The 16,645-nt window shown below is 70.2% G+C and carries 15 protein-coding genes and 1 CRISPR repeat array (1 of these 16 only partly in view); of the genes, 13 read left to right on the plus strand and 2 right to left on the minus strand.

Going from position 1 to position 16,645, the window contains the following annotated elements; all coding sequences use genetic code 11:
* Positions 1-173: 173 nt before the first annotated feature.
* Positions 174-626 carry a hypothetical protein gene (locus CW362_RS44040; protein ID WP_206300959.1) on the minus strand — a complete coding sequence of 151 codons (453 nt, stop codon included), beginning with the start codon at positions 624-626 and terminating at the stop codon, positions 174-176.
* A gap of 378 nt (positions 627-1,004) precedes the next feature.
* On the opposite strand from CW362_RS44040, the gene CW362_RS14650 reads away from it, so the two are divergent.
* The 7 genes from CW362_RS14650 to CW362_RS14675 all read left to right on the plus strand — a co-directional run bounded on the left by CW362_RS14650 (position 1,005) and on the right by CW362_RS14675 (position 6,793).
* Positions 1,005-1,763: a hypothetical protein gene (locus tag CW362_RS14650; protein ID WP_103549875.1), complete on the plus strand. Its 759-nt coding sequence runs from the start codon at positions 1,005-1,007 to the stop codon at positions 1,761-1,763.
* Positions 1,764-2,160: 397 nt separating this feature from the next.
* Complete coding sequence (locus tag CW362_RS14655) at positions 2,161-2,544, plus strand: hypothetical protein (protein WP_103549876.1); 384 nt, start codon at positions 2,161-2,163, stop codon at positions 2,542-2,544.
* On the plus strand, positions 2,541-3,344 hold the full coding sequence (locus CW362_RS14660; RefSeq protein WP_103549877.1) for an SPDY domain-containing protein: 804 nt from the start codon (positions 2,541-2,543) through the stop codon (positions 3,342-3,344). Before CW362_RS14655 ends, CW362_RS14660 begins: the two co-directional genes overlap by 4 nt.
* A gap of 26 nt (positions 3,345-3,370) precedes the next feature.
* Positions 3,371-3,505, plus strand: a complete 135-nt coding sequence (locus CW362_RS45255) for a hypothetical protein (RefSeq protein WP_276313667.1) — start codon at positions 3,371-3,373, stop codon at positions 3,503-3,505.
* Positions 3,496-4,317 carry an SPDY domain-containing protein gene (locus CW362_RS14665; protein WP_103549878.1) on the plus strand — a complete coding sequence of 274 codons (822 nt, stop codon included), beginning with the start codon at positions 3,496-3,498 and terminating at the stop codon, positions 4,315-4,317. Before CW362_RS45255 ends, CW362_RS14665 begins: the two co-directional genes overlap by 10 nt.
* 74 nt (positions 4,318-4,391) lie before the next feature.
* Positions 4,392-4,910 (plus strand): hypothetical protein, encoded by a 519-nt coding sequence (locus CW362_RS14670; protein WP_206300960.1) that lies wholly within the window; start codon positions 4,392-4,394, stop codon positions 4,908-4,910.
* A 92-nt stretch (positions 4,911-5,002) separates the two neighbouring features.
* On the plus strand, positions 5,003-6,793 hold the full coding sequence (locus CW362_RS14675) for a type IV secretory system conjugative DNA transfer family protein (protein WP_103549879.1): 1,791 nt from the start codon (positions 5,003-5,005) through the stop codon (positions 6,791-6,793).
* Positions 6,794-6,866: 73 nt separating this feature from the next.
* On the opposite strand, the gene CW362_RS43280 is transcribed toward CW362_RS14675, so the two are convergent.
* On the minus strand, positions 6,867-7,043 hold the full coding sequence (locus CW362_RS43280) for a hypothetical protein (RefSeq protein ID WP_162684077.1): 177 nt from the start codon (positions 7,041-7,043) through the stop codon (positions 6,867-6,869).
* Between the two features lie 144 nt (positions 7,044-7,187).
* On the opposite strand from CW362_RS43280, the gene CW362_RS43285 reads away from it, so the two are divergent.
* From CW362_RS43285 to CW362_RS14700, 6 genes are all read left to right on the plus strand, one after another.
* On the plus strand, positions 7,188-7,721 hold the full coding sequence (locus CW362_RS43285) for a hypothetical protein (protein ID WP_162684078.1): 534 nt from the start codon (positions 7,188-7,190) through the stop codon (positions 7,719-7,721).
* A 193-nt stretch (positions 7,722-7,914) separates the two neighbouring features.
* Positions 7,915-8,655, plus strand: coding sequence for a tryptophan synthase subunit alpha (locus tag CW362_RS14680; protein WP_162684079.1), 741 nt, complete (start codon positions 7,915-7,917; stop codon positions 8,653-8,655).
* 255 nt (positions 8,656-8,910) lie between these two features.
* Complete coding sequence (locus CW362_RS14685) at positions 8,911-9,810, plus strand: adenine nucleotide alpha hydrolase family protein (protein ID WP_240657795.1); 900 nt, start codon at positions 8,911-8,913, stop codon at positions 9,808-9,810.
* On the plus strand, positions 9,807-11,081 hold the full coding sequence (locus CW362_RS14690; protein ID WP_103549881.1) for a DNA cytosine methyltransferase: 1,275 nt from the start codon (positions 9,807-9,809) through the stop codon (positions 11,079-11,081). Before CW362_RS14685 ends, CW362_RS14690 begins: the two co-directional genes overlap by 4 nt.
* Positions 11,081-12,229, plus strand: a complete 1,149-nt coding sequence (locus CW362_RS14695; RefSeq protein WP_103549882.1) for a DnaB-like helicase N-terminal domain-containing protein — start codon at positions 11,081-11,083, stop codon at positions 12,227-12,229. Before CW362_RS14690 ends, CW362_RS14695 begins: the two co-directional genes overlap by 1 nt.
* A 40-nt stretch (positions 12,230-12,269) precedes the next feature.
* On the plus strand, positions 12,270-13,640 hold the full coding sequence (locus CW362_RS14700; protein WP_103549883.1) for an SPDY domain-containing protein: 1,371 nt from the start codon (positions 12,270-12,272) through the stop codon (positions 13,638-13,640).
* Between the two features lie 28 nt (positions 13,641-13,668).
* Positions 13,669-16,645: a CRISPR direct-repeat array (repeat unit 29 nt; unit sequence CGGAACACCCCCACGCCGGTGGGGAAGAC); it runs 346 nt beyond the window's last position.

Here is a 16,645-nt window from a genome sequence, read left to right on the forward strand (position 1 = left end):
CCCGCCCACGGACATCCTGCGGCGCCTTGCGGACGGGGCGCGCCGCGTCGAGCAGGGCCTCCGCCTGATCCCCGTCCGCACCGGCCCCACAGCGCGGCCCGCCAGCCCGGCGCTGCCGGAGCCGACACGGCGCATCACCTGGGGTTGATCACCAGCCGTCTCCACACCATCCATCAGGACCTGGGCATCACCGCAGCCCATCTGGTCCAGTCACAGGTCGCCGCCGTACCGTCCGCCATCCGGCACACCTCCCACCGATCACCGATCGCCGTAGGAGAAACGTCTCCTTGCCCCGTACCGACCGCTTCCTGGACATCCGCCGCGACCCGCACTCCGGCGAGCTCCTCGCCCGTGGCGGTGACTCCGAGACGCACAGCATTCTCCAGCGCACGGGTTTCGTCACCGTCGTCCGCGTCCACGAGACCTACCACCGCGCCCCCACCAGGCTCACCGAGGACGACGAGTTCCGTCTCGCCACCAACGCCGTCGCCTGTCTTCGCTCCGCCGGGTACCACGTTGACTGCGACACGGACTTCGACACCGACGCCCGCCCTACCAGTTACCTGCCGCTGGGTGCTCCGGTCGCCCACCTCGCCAAGCGCCTTCGCAAGGCCGCTACCGCCCATGGGGCGGCCGACGCAGTGACCGAGCTGACCGCCCCCACGACGGCATCCTCGCCGCGCTGGAGGAAGTCCTCGTCGCCTCCGCCGATTTCCACGATGGACTTGGCGGTCCGTCCGACCAGTACATCGCCCGGCGGCTCCGCCACCTCGCTGACGAGCATCTCCGCGTCATCCGCGGCGACCTCTCCTACCTCCGTAACAAGCTCGCCAACCGGCACGCCCCTCACCCTGGCCGCAGTGCCTGCGCCAAAGAGGTCCCCGCCGCCGAACGCGAGCGCTCCGCCGTGTGCGCCTGCCCGACCCCGCCGCGCACGCTCCCGGTCCCACCGCCCCCGCTGGGCTCCGGACGCGCCACTGACTCCTACCTCGCCCAAGGACACCATGCACGACCATGACATCTCCGAGCGCCTCGCCTCGTACGCCGACGTCCTCGCCAGTGAACTCCCCGGCACCTGGACCAGCTCCCACCTCCCGCCGGACGCCAAGGACGACCTCACCGAACTCGCCGACCGGATCTGGGACCTGGACCTGGTCGCCGCCTCCCTCGCCGAGCACCCTCTGAAGCAGGCAGCCGTCCTGAGCCGCCCGGACGGTGCCCAGCTCGTCGTCCTGGACCGGCACGACGAGCGTGACGGCTTCCTCATCGCCGCCGTCGCGCCCCGCGCTCTGCCCGACGAGGCGTACCGCGCTGTTCCCGAGCCCAACGGCATTGCCCTGGGGGACGACCCGTTCCTGAGCGCCGAGCAGATAGCCGGCGATCTGCTGACCCGCTACGACAGCACGCTCGCCCAGGTCCGGTACAACGCCCCGGGAGGCATCCAGTTCTCCCAGCCGGACCGGGTCGTCCTGGCTTGGCAGTCAGACGGCAGCGTTGCCACCTCCACCGTCGACGACCGGATCGGCACGATCCTCGTCGCCCACGGCTTCGTCCAGGACCCGCAGATCGGCGTCTACCGCCTCAACGGCGACGACACCCAGGTACAGGCCCGTGCCCTGCGCGAGATCGGCCCGCAGCTGGACATGCTCGGCATCGGCACCGCCCTCCGGCACCCCGCAGGCCGGACCGCGCCCACCTACGCCCCGGCCTCCCTGCCGCCGGTCCCGGTCGGCCCCCGTACGCCGACCACCCGGACTCGATGACCTTCAAGGAGCCCGATTTGTGGGTGCCGGAGTACGTCATCGCTTGCTTCTCCGTGCAGAACCCGGCACCGCCCCCTTGCCCTTCGGGCCCCGCGCCAGCCCGACACGCTCCGTAAAACGCCTGGGCGGCCCTGGCACCGTACCGGGGGCCCCGCCCCGCTCGATTCCCGGAGGAACCAGTAGCACCCCGTACACCCCCACCGATCAGCCACCGGCTCAAGCCCCGACTCGCAACGGCCCTGTTCCGCCGTTACCTGCGCGCTTGTATCCCGACCGGCCCCGGCCGTGCTTCCCCGCTGGCCGACGCCCGCCCGGAGGACGTCCTCGCCGAGACGCAGCGCGTCGGCCCCCGTCACCGCCACTGACCGTCCACCGTCCACCGTCCCGGAGGAGCAGCATGTCCCACCCCGCCCCCTACCCGGTGAGACTGGCCGACGAGATCACCCGCCGGCTCGGCCAGCTCGCCGACCACCTCTCCCAGCTTCCCCCGCCCCAGGCCGCGCAGGTCATCGCCCGCGTTCTCGACCCGGACACCGGAGTCCTCGGCGGCATCACCCACCTCGTCGCCACCGGCAGCGTGTTCGCCAAGGACCAGGCCGAACAAGGCGCCCTCCCCGCGGAGGTGTGGCTCGCCCTGGGCCGCGCCTCGAACGAACTGCACGACATCACCCTCGACCTGGACGAACACCAGGACACCCTGCAGCACGTCGGCACCCAGCCCGCCACCACCGCGGCGAAGCCCCCGACACCCGCACCACTCGTGGTCCGGCGGCACCGGTGAAGAAGAAGCAGTGGCAGGGCTGGGGGCCAGGCGAGCAGGCCGAGCAGCATTACCTCGTCCAGCCTCGCGCCCTCGCCGGTGGCGGCGACATCCGCCACGTCTCGGAGTTCCTGCGCGCCTCGGGATGGCAGGACAGGTCCAAGAAGGACGGCCCTCTGCTCATGGAGAGTCCGGACCGCACCGTCCGTATCGCCTACGACCCCTACGTCCTTCCCGGCGGGTGGACCATCCACGGCCAAGCGGACGGCCTGAACGACAAGTGGTCGGCGTACCTGGGCCGACAGACGCCGGTTGAGATCGTCGCCGGTCTGACCGACGCTCTCAACCGCCCACGCTCCGCCCACGCCCCCAACGTCTGGGCACCGTTGGAGGAGCAGAAGTGGCACACGCGTTTCGAGGGTCAGGACTACACGGCGACGAGTCCCGACGGCACCACGTGGATGCAGTACCAGCAGGGCCCTGACGGCGGCGTGATGTGGTGGACCGGAGCGAAGGACCGGCAGGGCAACGGCTGGACGGCCAACTTCACGCCGAACACGCCGATCCACCTGGTGCAAGCCTTCTCGGCCGAGCTCGCCAGCCCCGACCCCGTGATGCGTCCGCGCGGACGCGTGCCCCTGAGTGCACAGATCCGTACATGGTCGGTCTCCGTCAAGCCCTCCCAGCTCACTGCGTGGCAGCAGGCCCGGATCACGACCGCCCGCGCCGCCGTCTGGGCCCGCAACAGCGCTCGAAGCACCCAGCCACGCGCCACCGCCCGTCCCTGCGCTCCCGCCAACGGCACCCGGACCCGCCGCTGACCCGACGCCCCGTTCCAAGGAGCCCGATGCCGGCACTAACCCCGGACAGCATCCGCACACTGCCCGAAACCCTGTCTGACTTCACCGACTCCCTGCGCGAGAGCCCCGACCTGTACGGCAGCACCGCCACGAGCGAGCCGGGGTGCGGCCAGTGCCCCTGAGCGAGCGGCAGCTCGCCGCGTTCGCCGACAAGCACGCCTGGCAGATCCCGTTCGACACCAGCCCCCGTCACCTCGCCGGCCCAGGGGATGCCCGCCACGTCACCCACAGCCTGGCCGCCGCCGGATGGAGCGCCGTCTCCGACCCGTTGAGCGCCGAGATCGTCCTGCACAGCCCCGATCTTCGCCATCGCCTCCAGTTCGATCCGCAGTCCACCACCTCCGCGTGGTGGCGGCTGCGGGCCGAGCCCACCGACACCGAGCCCGGCTGGTACGCCGAGTTCGGCGAACTCGTGCCCGCCGAGGTCCTCGCCGGTTTCACCGACGCTCTCATCGCCTCGCCGCCACAACAGCAGGACCCGTGGCAGCCGGTGGCCTCGGCAGGCTGGCACCGCGCCCCAGACGGCACGGCGCACTCGCCGGACTCCATGTGCCGCATCGAACTGCGCCCGCTGAGCGAATTCAGCGACCGGCCGTCCTGGCACGTCGAGACCCGTGGGCCCGGCCACGGACAGTTCCTCGGTCCGCGCATCTGGCACGCCTACTTCGACGTGCGCACCCCCGCCCACCTCGTCGGATCGTTCCTCACCGCGCTGACCGACCGTAGCCCGCTCCAACGCGGCATGTACGACCGCACCGGCCACTACAGCGCCGCGCAGAAGCCCAGCCCGCTGCGCCCGCAGCAGGTGGTCGACGCGCACACCGCGCGTATCGAGTCGCTCCGCGCCCGGGCATGCTCCGCCCGCCGACAGCAGACGAAACCCGCACCGCCCCCGGCGAAGGCCCACACCGCCCAGCCAGCCGCCCGCCGCTGAACCGACAGGACTCCTCCCCCATTTCCGCCGATCACCGCGCACACCGCGACTTCCTCCGTCACCTCGACCGCTACGTGAGCGACAGCAAGAAGACCCTCGACGCCTGGGACGCCTATGCCGACGAACACACCGACCTCGACGGATGGCCCTACGACGACCACGCCTACGGCCTGCGCGCGAGCCGGCGCGACGCCGACACCGCCGAGGCGTTCGAATCGCTCCGGTACGGCGCCCGCCACCTGCTGGTCACAGCGGAAACGCAACTGGGGCACCTGCCAGAAGGCACTGTGCAGAGCCGCTGGGTCTACCAGTTGGGCGTCCTGCACGCCGCCCTCGACCGGCTCGAGCAACTGCACGAGCAGTGGCTGGAAACCCGAGACGCCCTCCCCGCCACCGCCAAGGCCGGCACCACTACCTTCGACGACGCCCTCGCCGAGTACCACGCCGAATCGTGGAGCTACCTCGACGACTGGGCCACCCACGGCAAGACGCTCCGCGAGATCAACACCGCGGCCCGCAAAGCCCCCTCACCTCTGGCACCTACACCGGCACCGGCTCCCCCAGCCGATCAGCGACCTCTGGTACGGAAGTGACCACGCCCCGGCTCCCGAGACTGTCGAGGTCGAGTTCAGCACACCGCGCCACCTGGCTGGATGCGGTGCTCCCGCCTGGAAGCACGTAGCCCTTGCCCCCTTCCTCCTCCAACAGCAACACCGACGGATACGACCTGGTCCTGCGCCTCCTCCTCGGCGTGCTCGCCGTCGTCGTCCCCCTGTCCCACCTCGCCTGGCTGTCCGGCAACGTCACCGCCTACCTCACCGGATCCGGCTGGGCCCCCTACCAGCCGACTACCGCCCTGCTCCACCCTGAGCAGGTCTGGCCCGACGCAGGAGAAACATCCCTGCTGATCGGTGCACGCATCGTTCCCGTTCTCTTCCTCCTTGCCCTCGGGACGGCCGCGGGCATTCTGTGGGCCCGGCACAAGAACCGCAGCGGCGGCCGCAAGAAGATCACCGGCATGGCCAAGGCCCAGGACATCGAACCGCTGATGGCCAAGGCGATCACCGACAAGGCCCGCTCCCTGCGCCCGAGCCTGAAGGACGCCAAGCGCATCGAGGCCCGCGACACCGGCGTCCTGCTCGGCAATCTGCAGGGCACCAAGCACGAGGTGCGCATGGGCTACGAGGACGTGGCCGTCGCCATCATGGCGCCCCGCTCGGGCAAGACCACCTCGCTCGCCATCCCTTCCATCCTCTCCGCACCGGGCCCGGTCCTGCTGACCTCGAACAAAGCCGCCAGCGACGCCTTCACCACCACCTACGACGCCCGCGCCCGCGTCGGACAGGTGTGGTCGATGGACCCGCAGCAGATCGCGCACGCCGCACGCGAGATGTGGTGGAACCCCTTGGCGGACGCCAAAACCCTGGACGGCGCCGGGCGGTTGGCTGGCCACTTCCTCGCCGCGAGCGTGGATGCCTCTCAGCAGGGCGACTTCTGGTCCAAGGCCGGATCCAACATCCTCGCCCAACTCTTCCTCGCCGCGGCCCTCGATGACCGGCCGATCACCGACGTCATGCAGTGGCTGGCCTTCCCCACAGACCGCACCCCTCTCGACATCCTCCGCGATCACCAATTCGCCGCCGTCGCCGCCCAGCTCAAGGGCACCGTGGAGGGACCGCCGGAAACCCGGGACGGCATCTACGAGACCGCCCGCCAGTACGCCGCCGCGCTGCTGAACAGCGAGATCGCTGCCTGGGTCACCCCGCAGAAGGACACCGCCGAGTTCAAGCCGTCCGGGTTCGTGACCTCCACCGACACGCTGTTCCTGCTCAGCAAGGACGGCGGTGGCGGAGCCTCGGCGCTGATCGCCGCGTGCGCGGACTCGGTGATGCGTGCCGCGACCGCGCAGGCCGAACGCGCAGGCGGACGCCTCGACCCGCCCATGCTCGCGATCCTCGACGAGGCCGCCAACGTCTGCAAGATCTCGGATCTGCCGGACCTGTACTCGCACCTCGGGTCTCGCGGCATCATCCCGATCACCATCCTGCAGTCCTATCGCCAGGGCCAGAAGGTGTGGTCGGACGCCGGAATGGACGCCATGTGGTCCGCCTCGACCGTCAAGGTCATCGGCTCCGGGATCGACGACCCGGACTTCGCGGACAAGCTCAGCCGTCTGATCGGCGACCACGACGTCGAGACGACCTCCGTCTCGCACTCGGAGTCCGGCAAGTCGACCTCGGTCAGCATGCGACAGGAACGGATCCTGCCCGCCGACGCCATCCGCGCGCTCCCCAAGGGCACTGCGCTCTGCTTCGCCACCGGCATGCGAGCCGCCATGCTCGACCTGCGCCCGTGGTACCTGGAGCCCGGCGCCGACGAACTCTCCGCCGCCTCCGCTCTCGCGTCGAAGGCCATCACCGCCCGGGCCATCGCCAAGCACGCACTCCAGCACCACGACCCCGACACCACCGCCTAGCTCTCCCCTCACCTTCGCCATCGCCCCCCGGCAGCACGCTCATCACGCCGCACGAGGGCGTACCCGTTGACCCTCATCGCATCGGAGCCCCGTCATCGCCCTGCGTCAGATCAACCTGCTCGTTCAGGTCGACCATCTCCGTCGGCTCGGCACCGATTTCGGTGCCCTTCAGACCGCTGTCGCCGCACTCGATGCCCGTCCGGGCAGCGAACTGCTGCAGCAGCTCGGTCCGAAGATCCTCTCCATCCACGAGCTGGTCGGCCGCACGCTGGTCCGGCTGTCCGTTCTCGACGGCAGTCAGTACACGGCCATACCCGGCAGCCGCGCCTCCCTGGAAACGCTCAGCGAGGTCGTCGCCTCCGCCTCCGTCGCCGCTTCACAGCTGGCTCGGGCCGTGGCCGACAACCCCCTCGAAGCCGCCGCCTTCGGCGACGGGCCGACGCTCGATGACGCGGCCATGCGCCAGGCCCGTCACGCCGAAGCCGCGCCCCTCCTGGCCGACAGCCTGACCACCGCAGCCCACCACCTCGAACTCTGCACGACCTGCTGCCACTACACCGCCTCCGGCATCGTCCGTGACTTGAAGGATCACCCAGAACACCGCCCGCCGCTGCCGCAATTGACCGACGCTCAGTACGCGGCCCTCGGCAAGATCGCCCAGGGCGGCGCCCGCTCCTACACGCGTCGTGGGGGAGCCGACAGCGTCCGGGCCGGAGACGGCAAGGCCATCCACGCCAAGCCCTTCGGCGTGCTGGAGAAGTACCTCCTGATCCGCATCGACAACGGCACCTCTGCTTTCGCAGGCAAGGACATCCGGATCACGGCTGCCGGGAAGCTGGTGCTGGACCTCCAAAAGCCTGCCCGTTCCCAGGCCACGCCGCCGGGCAAGGTGCCCGCGCCCGGCAATACGGGCGGCAGGCGCCGGTGAACGGCGTCGACCCGGGCGACCCGTTTCAGCACCCGGCGTCCAACCGGAGCGCCGTCATCCATGCAAGCACCCCAATTCCACCGGTAGGAGGGCGTCTTTGACCTCCTGCGACAGCACCTCCACGAAAGACGCCCCCCAGGCCACGAGTCTTCCGCTCCGTACTCTCTTCGCCCAACCCGGTTGCAGGCTTGGCGTGTTCGTCCCGGCTGGTCTGAACGCGGCAGCCGCGGAACGTCGTCATCTCGATGGCCTGGCGCAGGCGGGGGCAGCCCTCTTCGAGGTCGGCCTCGCACACCACACGCCGTTCCTCGACGGACCTGTCATCCAGAACGCGTACCACCGCATCCTGCAGGGCGGGAGGGTGCTAGATCGCACCGTCAGCGCGGTCGAGCACGCCGCCGGCCTGCGGCCGACCGTCGTCATGACGTACTGGGAGCCGGTGAGCCGTCACAGCCCCGAGCGTTTGGCTCACCTGTTGGCCGACGCCGGCGCCGCCGGGGTGATGGTCGTCGACCTGCCCGACGGCCAAGCCGCCCGCTGGCACGACACCGCACGAAATGCGGGCCTTCACACCCCACACCTCATCCCGCGCACCATCCCCGACGCCAGCCTCCCGAACGCCGTCACCGGCGCGTCCGGATGGCTCTACGCACCCGCCAGCACGGCCACCACCGGCTATCAGGGCCCGCTCGACATCCAGCCTCTTGCCGCCTTGATTCAGCGTCTTCGGGCAGCGAGCCCGCTCCCCGTGGTTTCGGGAGTGGGGATCTCTACCCCGGCCCTCGCCGCACGCGTTGCACCGCTCGTGGACGCCGTCGTCATCGGCACCCCCATCGTCCGGGCTCTGGCCAGCGACCCCGGTCGAGCTCCCGCCCTGGCCGCCTCGTTCGCCCAGGCCCTGCGCGCGGCCCCCCTCACGAAGACCAGCGCCTGAGTTCCCCACGTCGGCCGAAATCCTCTCCCGCCTGGCCATCGACGCGACTCGTACCGCACCGGGCCAGGTCATCCTCATTGCCGCAGATTGTCGAGTCGCCCGCCGACCTCCTCGACCGCATCCCCGTCCTCGGCCACGCACTGCATCGCGTCCGCCTGGTGCCGCCCGGGCCCGCGCATATCAGCCGCATGGAGGGCGCGCCCTCTTTTTCCCTCACCCGCAGGACAGACCATTTCAGAACAGCCTCGATTCCGTATCCTTTCTCTAGGTGCGGGAGTTCAGTCCAGCACACTCCTCTCCCTGTCGGCCGAAGGAACTCTCCCGAAGGTTGACTACGCCATTTTCGCCGATACCGGGTGGGAGCCCGAAGCCGTTTACTCCCACCTGGATCGACTGGAAAGCGAGATAGCCAAGCCCGTCGGCATACCGGTGCTCCGTGTCTCATCCGGAAATATTCGCAGCGACGCCCTTAATCCGGATCACCGGTTCGCCTCCATGCCTCTCCACATCCTGAACACGGACGGCCGCCCCGGGATGACCCGCAGGCAGTGCACCGGCGAATACAAGATCAAACCGATCAAGCAGAAGGTCCGCCAGATCCTCGGACACCCCTATCCTTCACACGTCCCCAAGGGCGTATTCGTCGAGCAGTGGGTCGGCATCTCCACCGATGAATTCCATCGGGCCAAGGACGCCGACGTCAAATACATGCGCAACCGGCACCCCTTGCTGGATCTGGACTGGAGCCGGGCAGACTGCATCCGCTACCTGGCCTCGCGCGGGCTGGCCGATACTCCGAAATCAAGTTGTCTGGGGTGCCCGTTCCACGGAAATGCGCAGTGGAGGCATATCAGAGACACGTCGCCGTCCGAGTGGGCGGATGTGGTCGAATTCGATGCGGCAATCCGGCAGGGCAACGCCCGCGCCAACGCATCGGGGAAAAGGCTGCTCGGCGAGGCGTTCTTGCACCGCTCCCGGGTCCCCTTGGGCGAGGCTCCGATCGATCATGTGACCGCCGCTGAACGGGCCGAGCTCCAGATCGGGACGGGGGCTGCGGAGGTCCTGGAAAACGGGGTCGTGGACGGCTGCTCACCCTGGGCGTGCCGGGGGGACGCGGACGCGCCGGCACAGGACGATTTCGGGCTGGCCACTTGATCCTTGATCTCTTCGCGGGTCCGGGTGGCTGGAGCAAGGCCCTGGACGTGCTCGGTGAGCGGGATGTCGGCCTGGAGTGGGATGAGTGGGCCTGTAGAACCCGTGCCGCTGCCGGGCAGTTGACGGTGCGGACCGATGTCGCCGTGTATCCGACGTGGCCCTGGGTCGGCCGGACCCGCGGGCTGATCGCGTCTCCTCCGTGTCAGGCATGGTCGAAGGCCGGCAAGCGTCTCGGGCTGGTGGACCAGCCGCTCGTACACCAGGCGGTCGCGGACCTCGCCGCCGGACGCGACACCCGCGAACGCCTGCTCGCCTCCTGCCGCGACCAACGCAGCCTGCTCGCGGCGGAGCCGATGCGCTACCTGTACGCCCTGAACGCGGTCGGCGAGCCCGAGTGGGTCGCCATGGAGGAAGTGCCGGACGTGCTGCCCTTGTGGCGGCAGTACGCGGCCGTGCTGCGCCGTTGGGGGTTCTCCGTGTGGGTCGGGATCCTCAACGCTGCGGACTACGGCGTCCCCCAGACCCGGAGGCGGGCGATCCTCCTCGCCTCCCGCGTCCGGACCGCTGCTCCACCCGTGCCTACTCATTCCCAAGTCGCCGAGCCCGACTCGTTGTTCGGGCCGGGCCGCGACCGGTGGGTGAGCATGGCCGAGGCCCTCGGCTGGGGTGCCACCGACCGGCCCGTTCCCACCATCTGCGCCGGCGGCGGACCGGGCGGCGGGCCCGAGCCCTTCCCCTCCGGCTCACGCCAGGCCCTCGCCACCGCCCGGGAGCAGGGCCTGTGGCACCCCCAAGCGGCTTCCGCGGACGTCGTGCTCGAACCACAGACCCGTGGAGCGGGCTGGACAGCCCGGCACGGCAGCCGATCGGCCACTCCCGCGGGCAGTCCGGCGCCCACCTTCACCAGCAAGGCCACCCACTGGAAGTGGGCCTTGCGCAGCAACAACCAGGCCAACGCCACCGTGCGGCGGCTGGACGAGCCTGCGGGGACGCTGTTCTTCGGGCATCGCGCGAATGAGTGCACCTGGGTCGCGGAGCCCGTCGGCGCCCCGCCCACGGACGAGCGCCAGCCGCCACCGGAGCCGATCCGGATCACCGCCAGAGAGGCCGGCGTTCTGCAGACCTTCCCCGCCGACCATCCCTGGCAGGGCAACAAGGGCCAGCAGTTCTCCCAGATCGGCAACGCCGTGCCGCCCTTGTTCGCGGCTCACCTTCTCGCCCCGCACCTGCGTACTGCCCTCAACCCCGGCGACTTCGCCCTGACCGCCTGATGCCCCGCACCCCCGAAACCGGTGAGGACGACCTCGCCGGCATTCCGCCTCCTGACCCGGTGTTCCACGTCGAGCAGGCACTCCTTGGAGCTTTCCTCCTCGAACCGCACCGCCTCGGCGATGTCACCGGGATCACCGGTGCCTCGTTCGGCCACTACGCGCACACGGCCCTGTTCGCCGCTATCCGCTCTCTGCCCGTCCCGGACCCGGCCGAGCACGCGAAGAACACTCAATGGCTCGACGCCGTGCTCACCACAGCCCGCCAACAGGCTCGCGGACTGACGCCCTCCTACCTGCACGACCTCATCCAGCTCTGCCCCCAGCCACGGCACGCGCCCGCATACGCGCGGATAGTCGAGGCCGAGCACTCCCGGCGCCTCCTGCGCGCCGCTGCCCAGCACCTCACGCAGACCACTCGGGACACCTCGCTCCCGCACCCCGTGCCCACCGCGTTCGCCGAGGCGGACGCCCTCGCCGCCGTCGTGGACGATGTCGCCACCCGCTTCCCACCGCGCTCCAGCTCACTGCCACGCACCGTCACGCCGCCGGCCGCCATACACGGCGGCGAAGAAGCAGCCGGCGAGGAACGTCTGCTCCTCGCCGCGGCAACCGCGCGCCCCGCTGACGTCGGGAGGATGCGGTGGCTTACAGCCGACGACTTCACCCGCCCGTTCCACGCCGGGCTGTGGAGGTGCCTGAACACCCTGATCCGCCGCGGCACGCCCGTCGACCCCGTAACCGTCCTGTGGGAAGCCCAGCATCGCGGCCTCCTGGGCACAGAGGTCGAACCGGAGCACCTGCTCGGCCTGCTCACCGAACCGGCCGGCTCCCCGGAACACTGGGGCGAACTCGTCCTCCAGCGCTCCGTCCTCACCACCGCCCACCACATCGGCCAGCGCATCGAGGCATTCATCGACGACCCGGCCACCACGCCCTGTCAACTCGTCGTCGGCAGCCGCCGAGCACTCGCCGACCTGTCGGCCATCCGGACCCGGTGGCAGCAGGCCACCTCCTCCTCACCCGCGCCGGCCAACCGGCCCACGCGCCCCACGGCCGCCAGGACGACGAGCGCTCCCCGAGCCGGCCCGCCGCGAACCGCGGCGCCGGTCGCACACACCTCCCGCTGCCCCCCGCCCGCGGTTCGCTAGGCCCTGCGTCCCGGCAAACGGAAGAAGAGACCCCCCCTTCGTGACGAACCCCTTCATCGACGCGCACGTCCGCTTTGGCCTCCACCCCGCCCACTCCAGTGCCGTGACCGCCCGGGTGACCGGCCCCCAGGCCCTCGTCGCGCACGTGGCTCTGGAGTCCGACGGCTGGACCCCGGTAACCGGGAACACGCTGGTTCTGGCCCGCATCGACAGCGCGGAGCCCTACTGGGCGCAGAAGGCCGTCGATGCCCTCAAGGCCATGCGCATCACCACAGAGGTCACCCCTGGGCTGCGCGAGGCCATCGACAAAGAACAGTTCTGGGCTGATCACCCGATGTCCTGGCTCACCCGCAGTGAGATCCGTGACCTCTGCAACGCGGCTCAGAAGATCCATGACGACATCCGCCACGGCCGCCTCCTGATCCACGCCCACGCGCAGGACGGCCATACCACCGTCGCGGTCGGCACCTACCTCAGCGGCGGCAAGAGCGTCTGTCTCCGTGGCGAGAACCACCTGCGCCAGGTCGACAACACCTTCGACTCCCCCGTCCAGGCCCTGGTCGCCTTCGAGAAAGTCCACGGCACCACCATGCGTCCCGGACCGGCACCGATGACCGATGTCGAGCGCGCCGCCGCCATGGCGCGAGCCTCGCTCGACACACCTGCGGCCGAACCCACGTCACCGCGCCCGGAACCTGAGACGGTCCCCGCCTACGCGGCCGACCCCGGCGACCACGACGCCCTGCTGGACGCGTTCCTCGACGCCCACGCCGACTGGGAGAAATGGCGGACCTGGTCCAACGAGACCACCCACGCGATCACGAGGACCAGACCCTGCGCATCGCAGCGTATCCACGGGCCCCTCGTCAACGAAACCGTCTGGACCGTGGCGGCATACGAGTCTCCCGTCTCCGAGCGGATGTGGGTCCTCACCGCAACCGGCACCACCCCCGCACCCGTCCTGGAGCAACTGCTGGCCCACCTCGGCGACGGCAACAGCTGGGACACCGCCCTCGGCTCCCCCATCGAGGGGAAGACCGTCGCCACCGCCACACAGCCGCTCACCGAAGCCGGATGGCACCACACAGTGGACGGACGCTGGATCCGCTGGACCTCCCCGGCCGCCGACGCGGGCATGCAGTTCGACGCCTTCGCCGCCCAGCACCCGAACCAGAACCTCGCCACCTGGACCATCTGGGCCGGCCCCAGCCAGGACCACCCCACCTGGTCCTTCACCGCGTCCCCCTACACCCCCAGCGCGCTCCTGGCCGACCTGACCGACACCCTCGCCAACGCAACAGGCACCCGCCAACACCCCGCCGGCAGAAGACCGCACCAGCCGCCGCACACCGACACGGCTCCCGCAACCACCCCAGCACCGCCTCAGAACCCGTCGGCCCCACGTCGCTGATCCAATACCCCGCTTGCAAAACGCACGTGCCTACACCCCCACGCCGGTGGGGAGGACATCTGCGCGATCAGGTCGGATCTGACGCCCTTCGGAACACCCCCACGCAGGTGGGGAGGACGGTGGCCCGGTTGGCAGGGTGATGATGACGGCCGGAACACCCTCACGCCGGTGGAGAGGACCCGGATCCGGGTCGCACAGGGCCCGGCCAGCTCAGAACACCCCCACGCCGGTAGGGAGGACTGCTCGCGCGCGGTGCCGGTGGTCAGGGTGTGCGGAACACCCCCACGCCGGTGGGGAGGACGGGAGCAGCGAGGACTTCGCCGCGCTCGACGCCGGAACACCCCCACGCCGGTGGGGAAGACCGGGTGAGGATGTGGACCAGGACGAACTCCCTCGGAACACCCCCACGCCGATGGGGAAGACTTGCGCGGGTCTCCGCTGATACGGCGACCGGTCGGAACACCCCCACGCCGGTGAGGAAGACAGCGGGATCTGCTGAGTCGTCAGCGTTCCCGTCGGAACACCCCCACGCCGGTGGGGAAGACAGCAAGCTCACCAACCCGCGCGACGCCCTCGCCGGAACACCCCCACGCCGGTGGGGAAGACCTCGGCCGGACCCGGGCCCGTAGCCGGTTCGACGGAACACCCCCACGCCGGTGGGGAAGACTTCGCGCCAGCCTTGACCGCGCTCACGCCCATCGGAACACCCCCACGCCGGTGGGGAAGACGCCGAGCCGTTCGGCGGTCTGCTCGATGCCGACGGAACACCCCCACGCCGGTGGGGAAGATTCGTCATCGCGGCGCGGACCGGGGATGTCGTGCGGAACACCCCCACGCCGGTGGGGAAGACGGGGTCTCGTTGCCCGCGTACCGCCAGGCCTGCGGAACACCCCCACGCCGGTGGGGAAGACCCGAACGAGCTGCTCCAGGACAGCATCGTCTCCGGAACACCCCCACGCCGGTGGGGAAGACACGAACGGACGCGCCGCCACCACCTGCTGCTGCGGAACACCCCCACGCCGGTGGGGAAGACCTCATCTACGGCCGCCCGTACGACGTGCCCACCGGAACACCCCCACGCCGGTGGGGAAGACGCCTCGTCCAACACCTCAGGCCACGCCCGGTCCGGAACACCCCCACGCCGGTGGGGAAGACGTGCCCGCCGCGCCAGGCGCGCCCGTGTGCAGCGGAACACCCCCACGCCGGTGGGGAAGACAGCTGGGTGCCGTCGCGCGGCGCGGTCAGGGTCGGAACACCCCCACACCGGTGGGGAAGACCAGGTCCGACGCCGCTTGGGTGCGGTCTTGGGCGGAACACCCCCACGCCGGTGGGGAAGACTACTTCTGGTGCGGGATGTGCGGCAGGTTGTCCGGAACACCCCCACGCCGGTGGGGAAGACGCCGGGCCACCGGGGCGGCTCTCCGCCGGCGCCGGAACACCCCCACGCCGGTGGGGAAGACTCGGAGAACTCTTTCTCGTTCGACCACTCGATCGGAACACCCCCACGCTGGTGGGGAAGACGTCAGGCCGATGCGCGGGGCCAGGTGCTCGTACGGAACACCCCCACGCCGGTGGGGAAGACGCAAGGCTCTTGGACCACTGCTGGTACTGCTCCGGAACACCCCCACGCCGGTGGGGAAGACTCCTTAGAGAACCCGGCCGCAGACATCTGCTTCGGAACACCCCCACGCCGGTGGGGAAGACCTCGCCAGTGCGCTGCTGGCTCTGTTCCTCGGCGGAACACCCCCACGCCGGTGGGGAAGACAGGTACATCTGCTGGGTGACCCAGCCGGCCGACGGAACACCCCCACGCCGGTGGGGAAGACGACCGGTGGGCGCTGCAACTCCGGGACGCCTACGGAACACCCCCACGCCGGTGGGGAAGACTCCTGACTGCACCAGGAGTCGGCATGACCGATCGGAACACCCCCACGCCGGTGGGGAAGACCTACGCAGGCTGGGTGTACATCTGGACTCTGGCGGAACACCCCCACGCCGGTGGGGAAGACACCCCGCAGTGGAACAACATCGGGGTGGCCACCGGAACACCCCCACGCCGGTGGGGAAGACGTGGCCGGGCAGTTGAAGGGCCCGGGGGGTGTCGGAACACCCCCACGCCGGTGGGGAAGACACCATGAAGCTCAAGAGGCTCAGCGCCGGCGACGGAACACCCCCACGCCGGTGGGGAAGACTCCGCCGGCTCGACGACCCGCAACAGCTTCGTCGGAACACCCCCACGCCGGTGGGGAAGACCGAGACCGGAGGGGATGCGCGATCCACGCCCACGGAACACCCCCACGCCGGTGGGGAAGACAACAGCAAGCGGTCCGGCAAGGACCGAATCGCCGGAACACCCCCACGCCGGTGGGGAAGACATCGACGCCTACCTGTGGGCCGTCCTCATCGGCGGAACACCCCCACGCCGGTGGGGAAGACTAGGAGGAGTTGAGGGACTTGCCGACCAGGTCCGGAACACCCCCACGCCGGTGGGGAAGACGGCGTCGAGGGTGGTGTATGTCGGCTCTGTGTCGGAACACCCCCACGCCGGTGGGGAAGACCCGGAGGCGGCGCCGACGATGCCGCCGTTGGCCGGAACACCCCCACGCCGGTGGGGAAGACCGGCCCTTCGTCCAGATCCTCACCAGATCCGGCGGAACACCCCCACGCCGGTGGGGAAGACTCCTGGCCGCCGAATCCGGCCCACGTCGCGGACGGAACACCCCCACGCCGGTGGGGAAGACTCCTTCGGGTCGGTGTCGGTGGCCGGGGACAGCGGAACACCCCCACGCCGGTGGGGAAGACTCCTGCATTCCGAAACCGGCCCACGTCGCCGACGGAACACCCCCACGCCGGTGGGGAAGACAACCTGCTCGCCGCCGTCTGCCTGGTCGGCGACGGAACACCCCCACGTCGGTGGGGAAGACTCCAGCCAGTGCAGGACGAACACGCCGTCCGGCGGAACACCCCCACGCCGGTGGGGAAGACTCGTAGGCCTTGAGGCTGAA

This window comes from Streptomyces populi, assembly GCF_002911015.1.
Lineage (GTDB): Bacteria > Actinomycetota > Actinomycetes > Streptomycetales > Streptomycetaceae > Streptomyces > Streptomyces populi.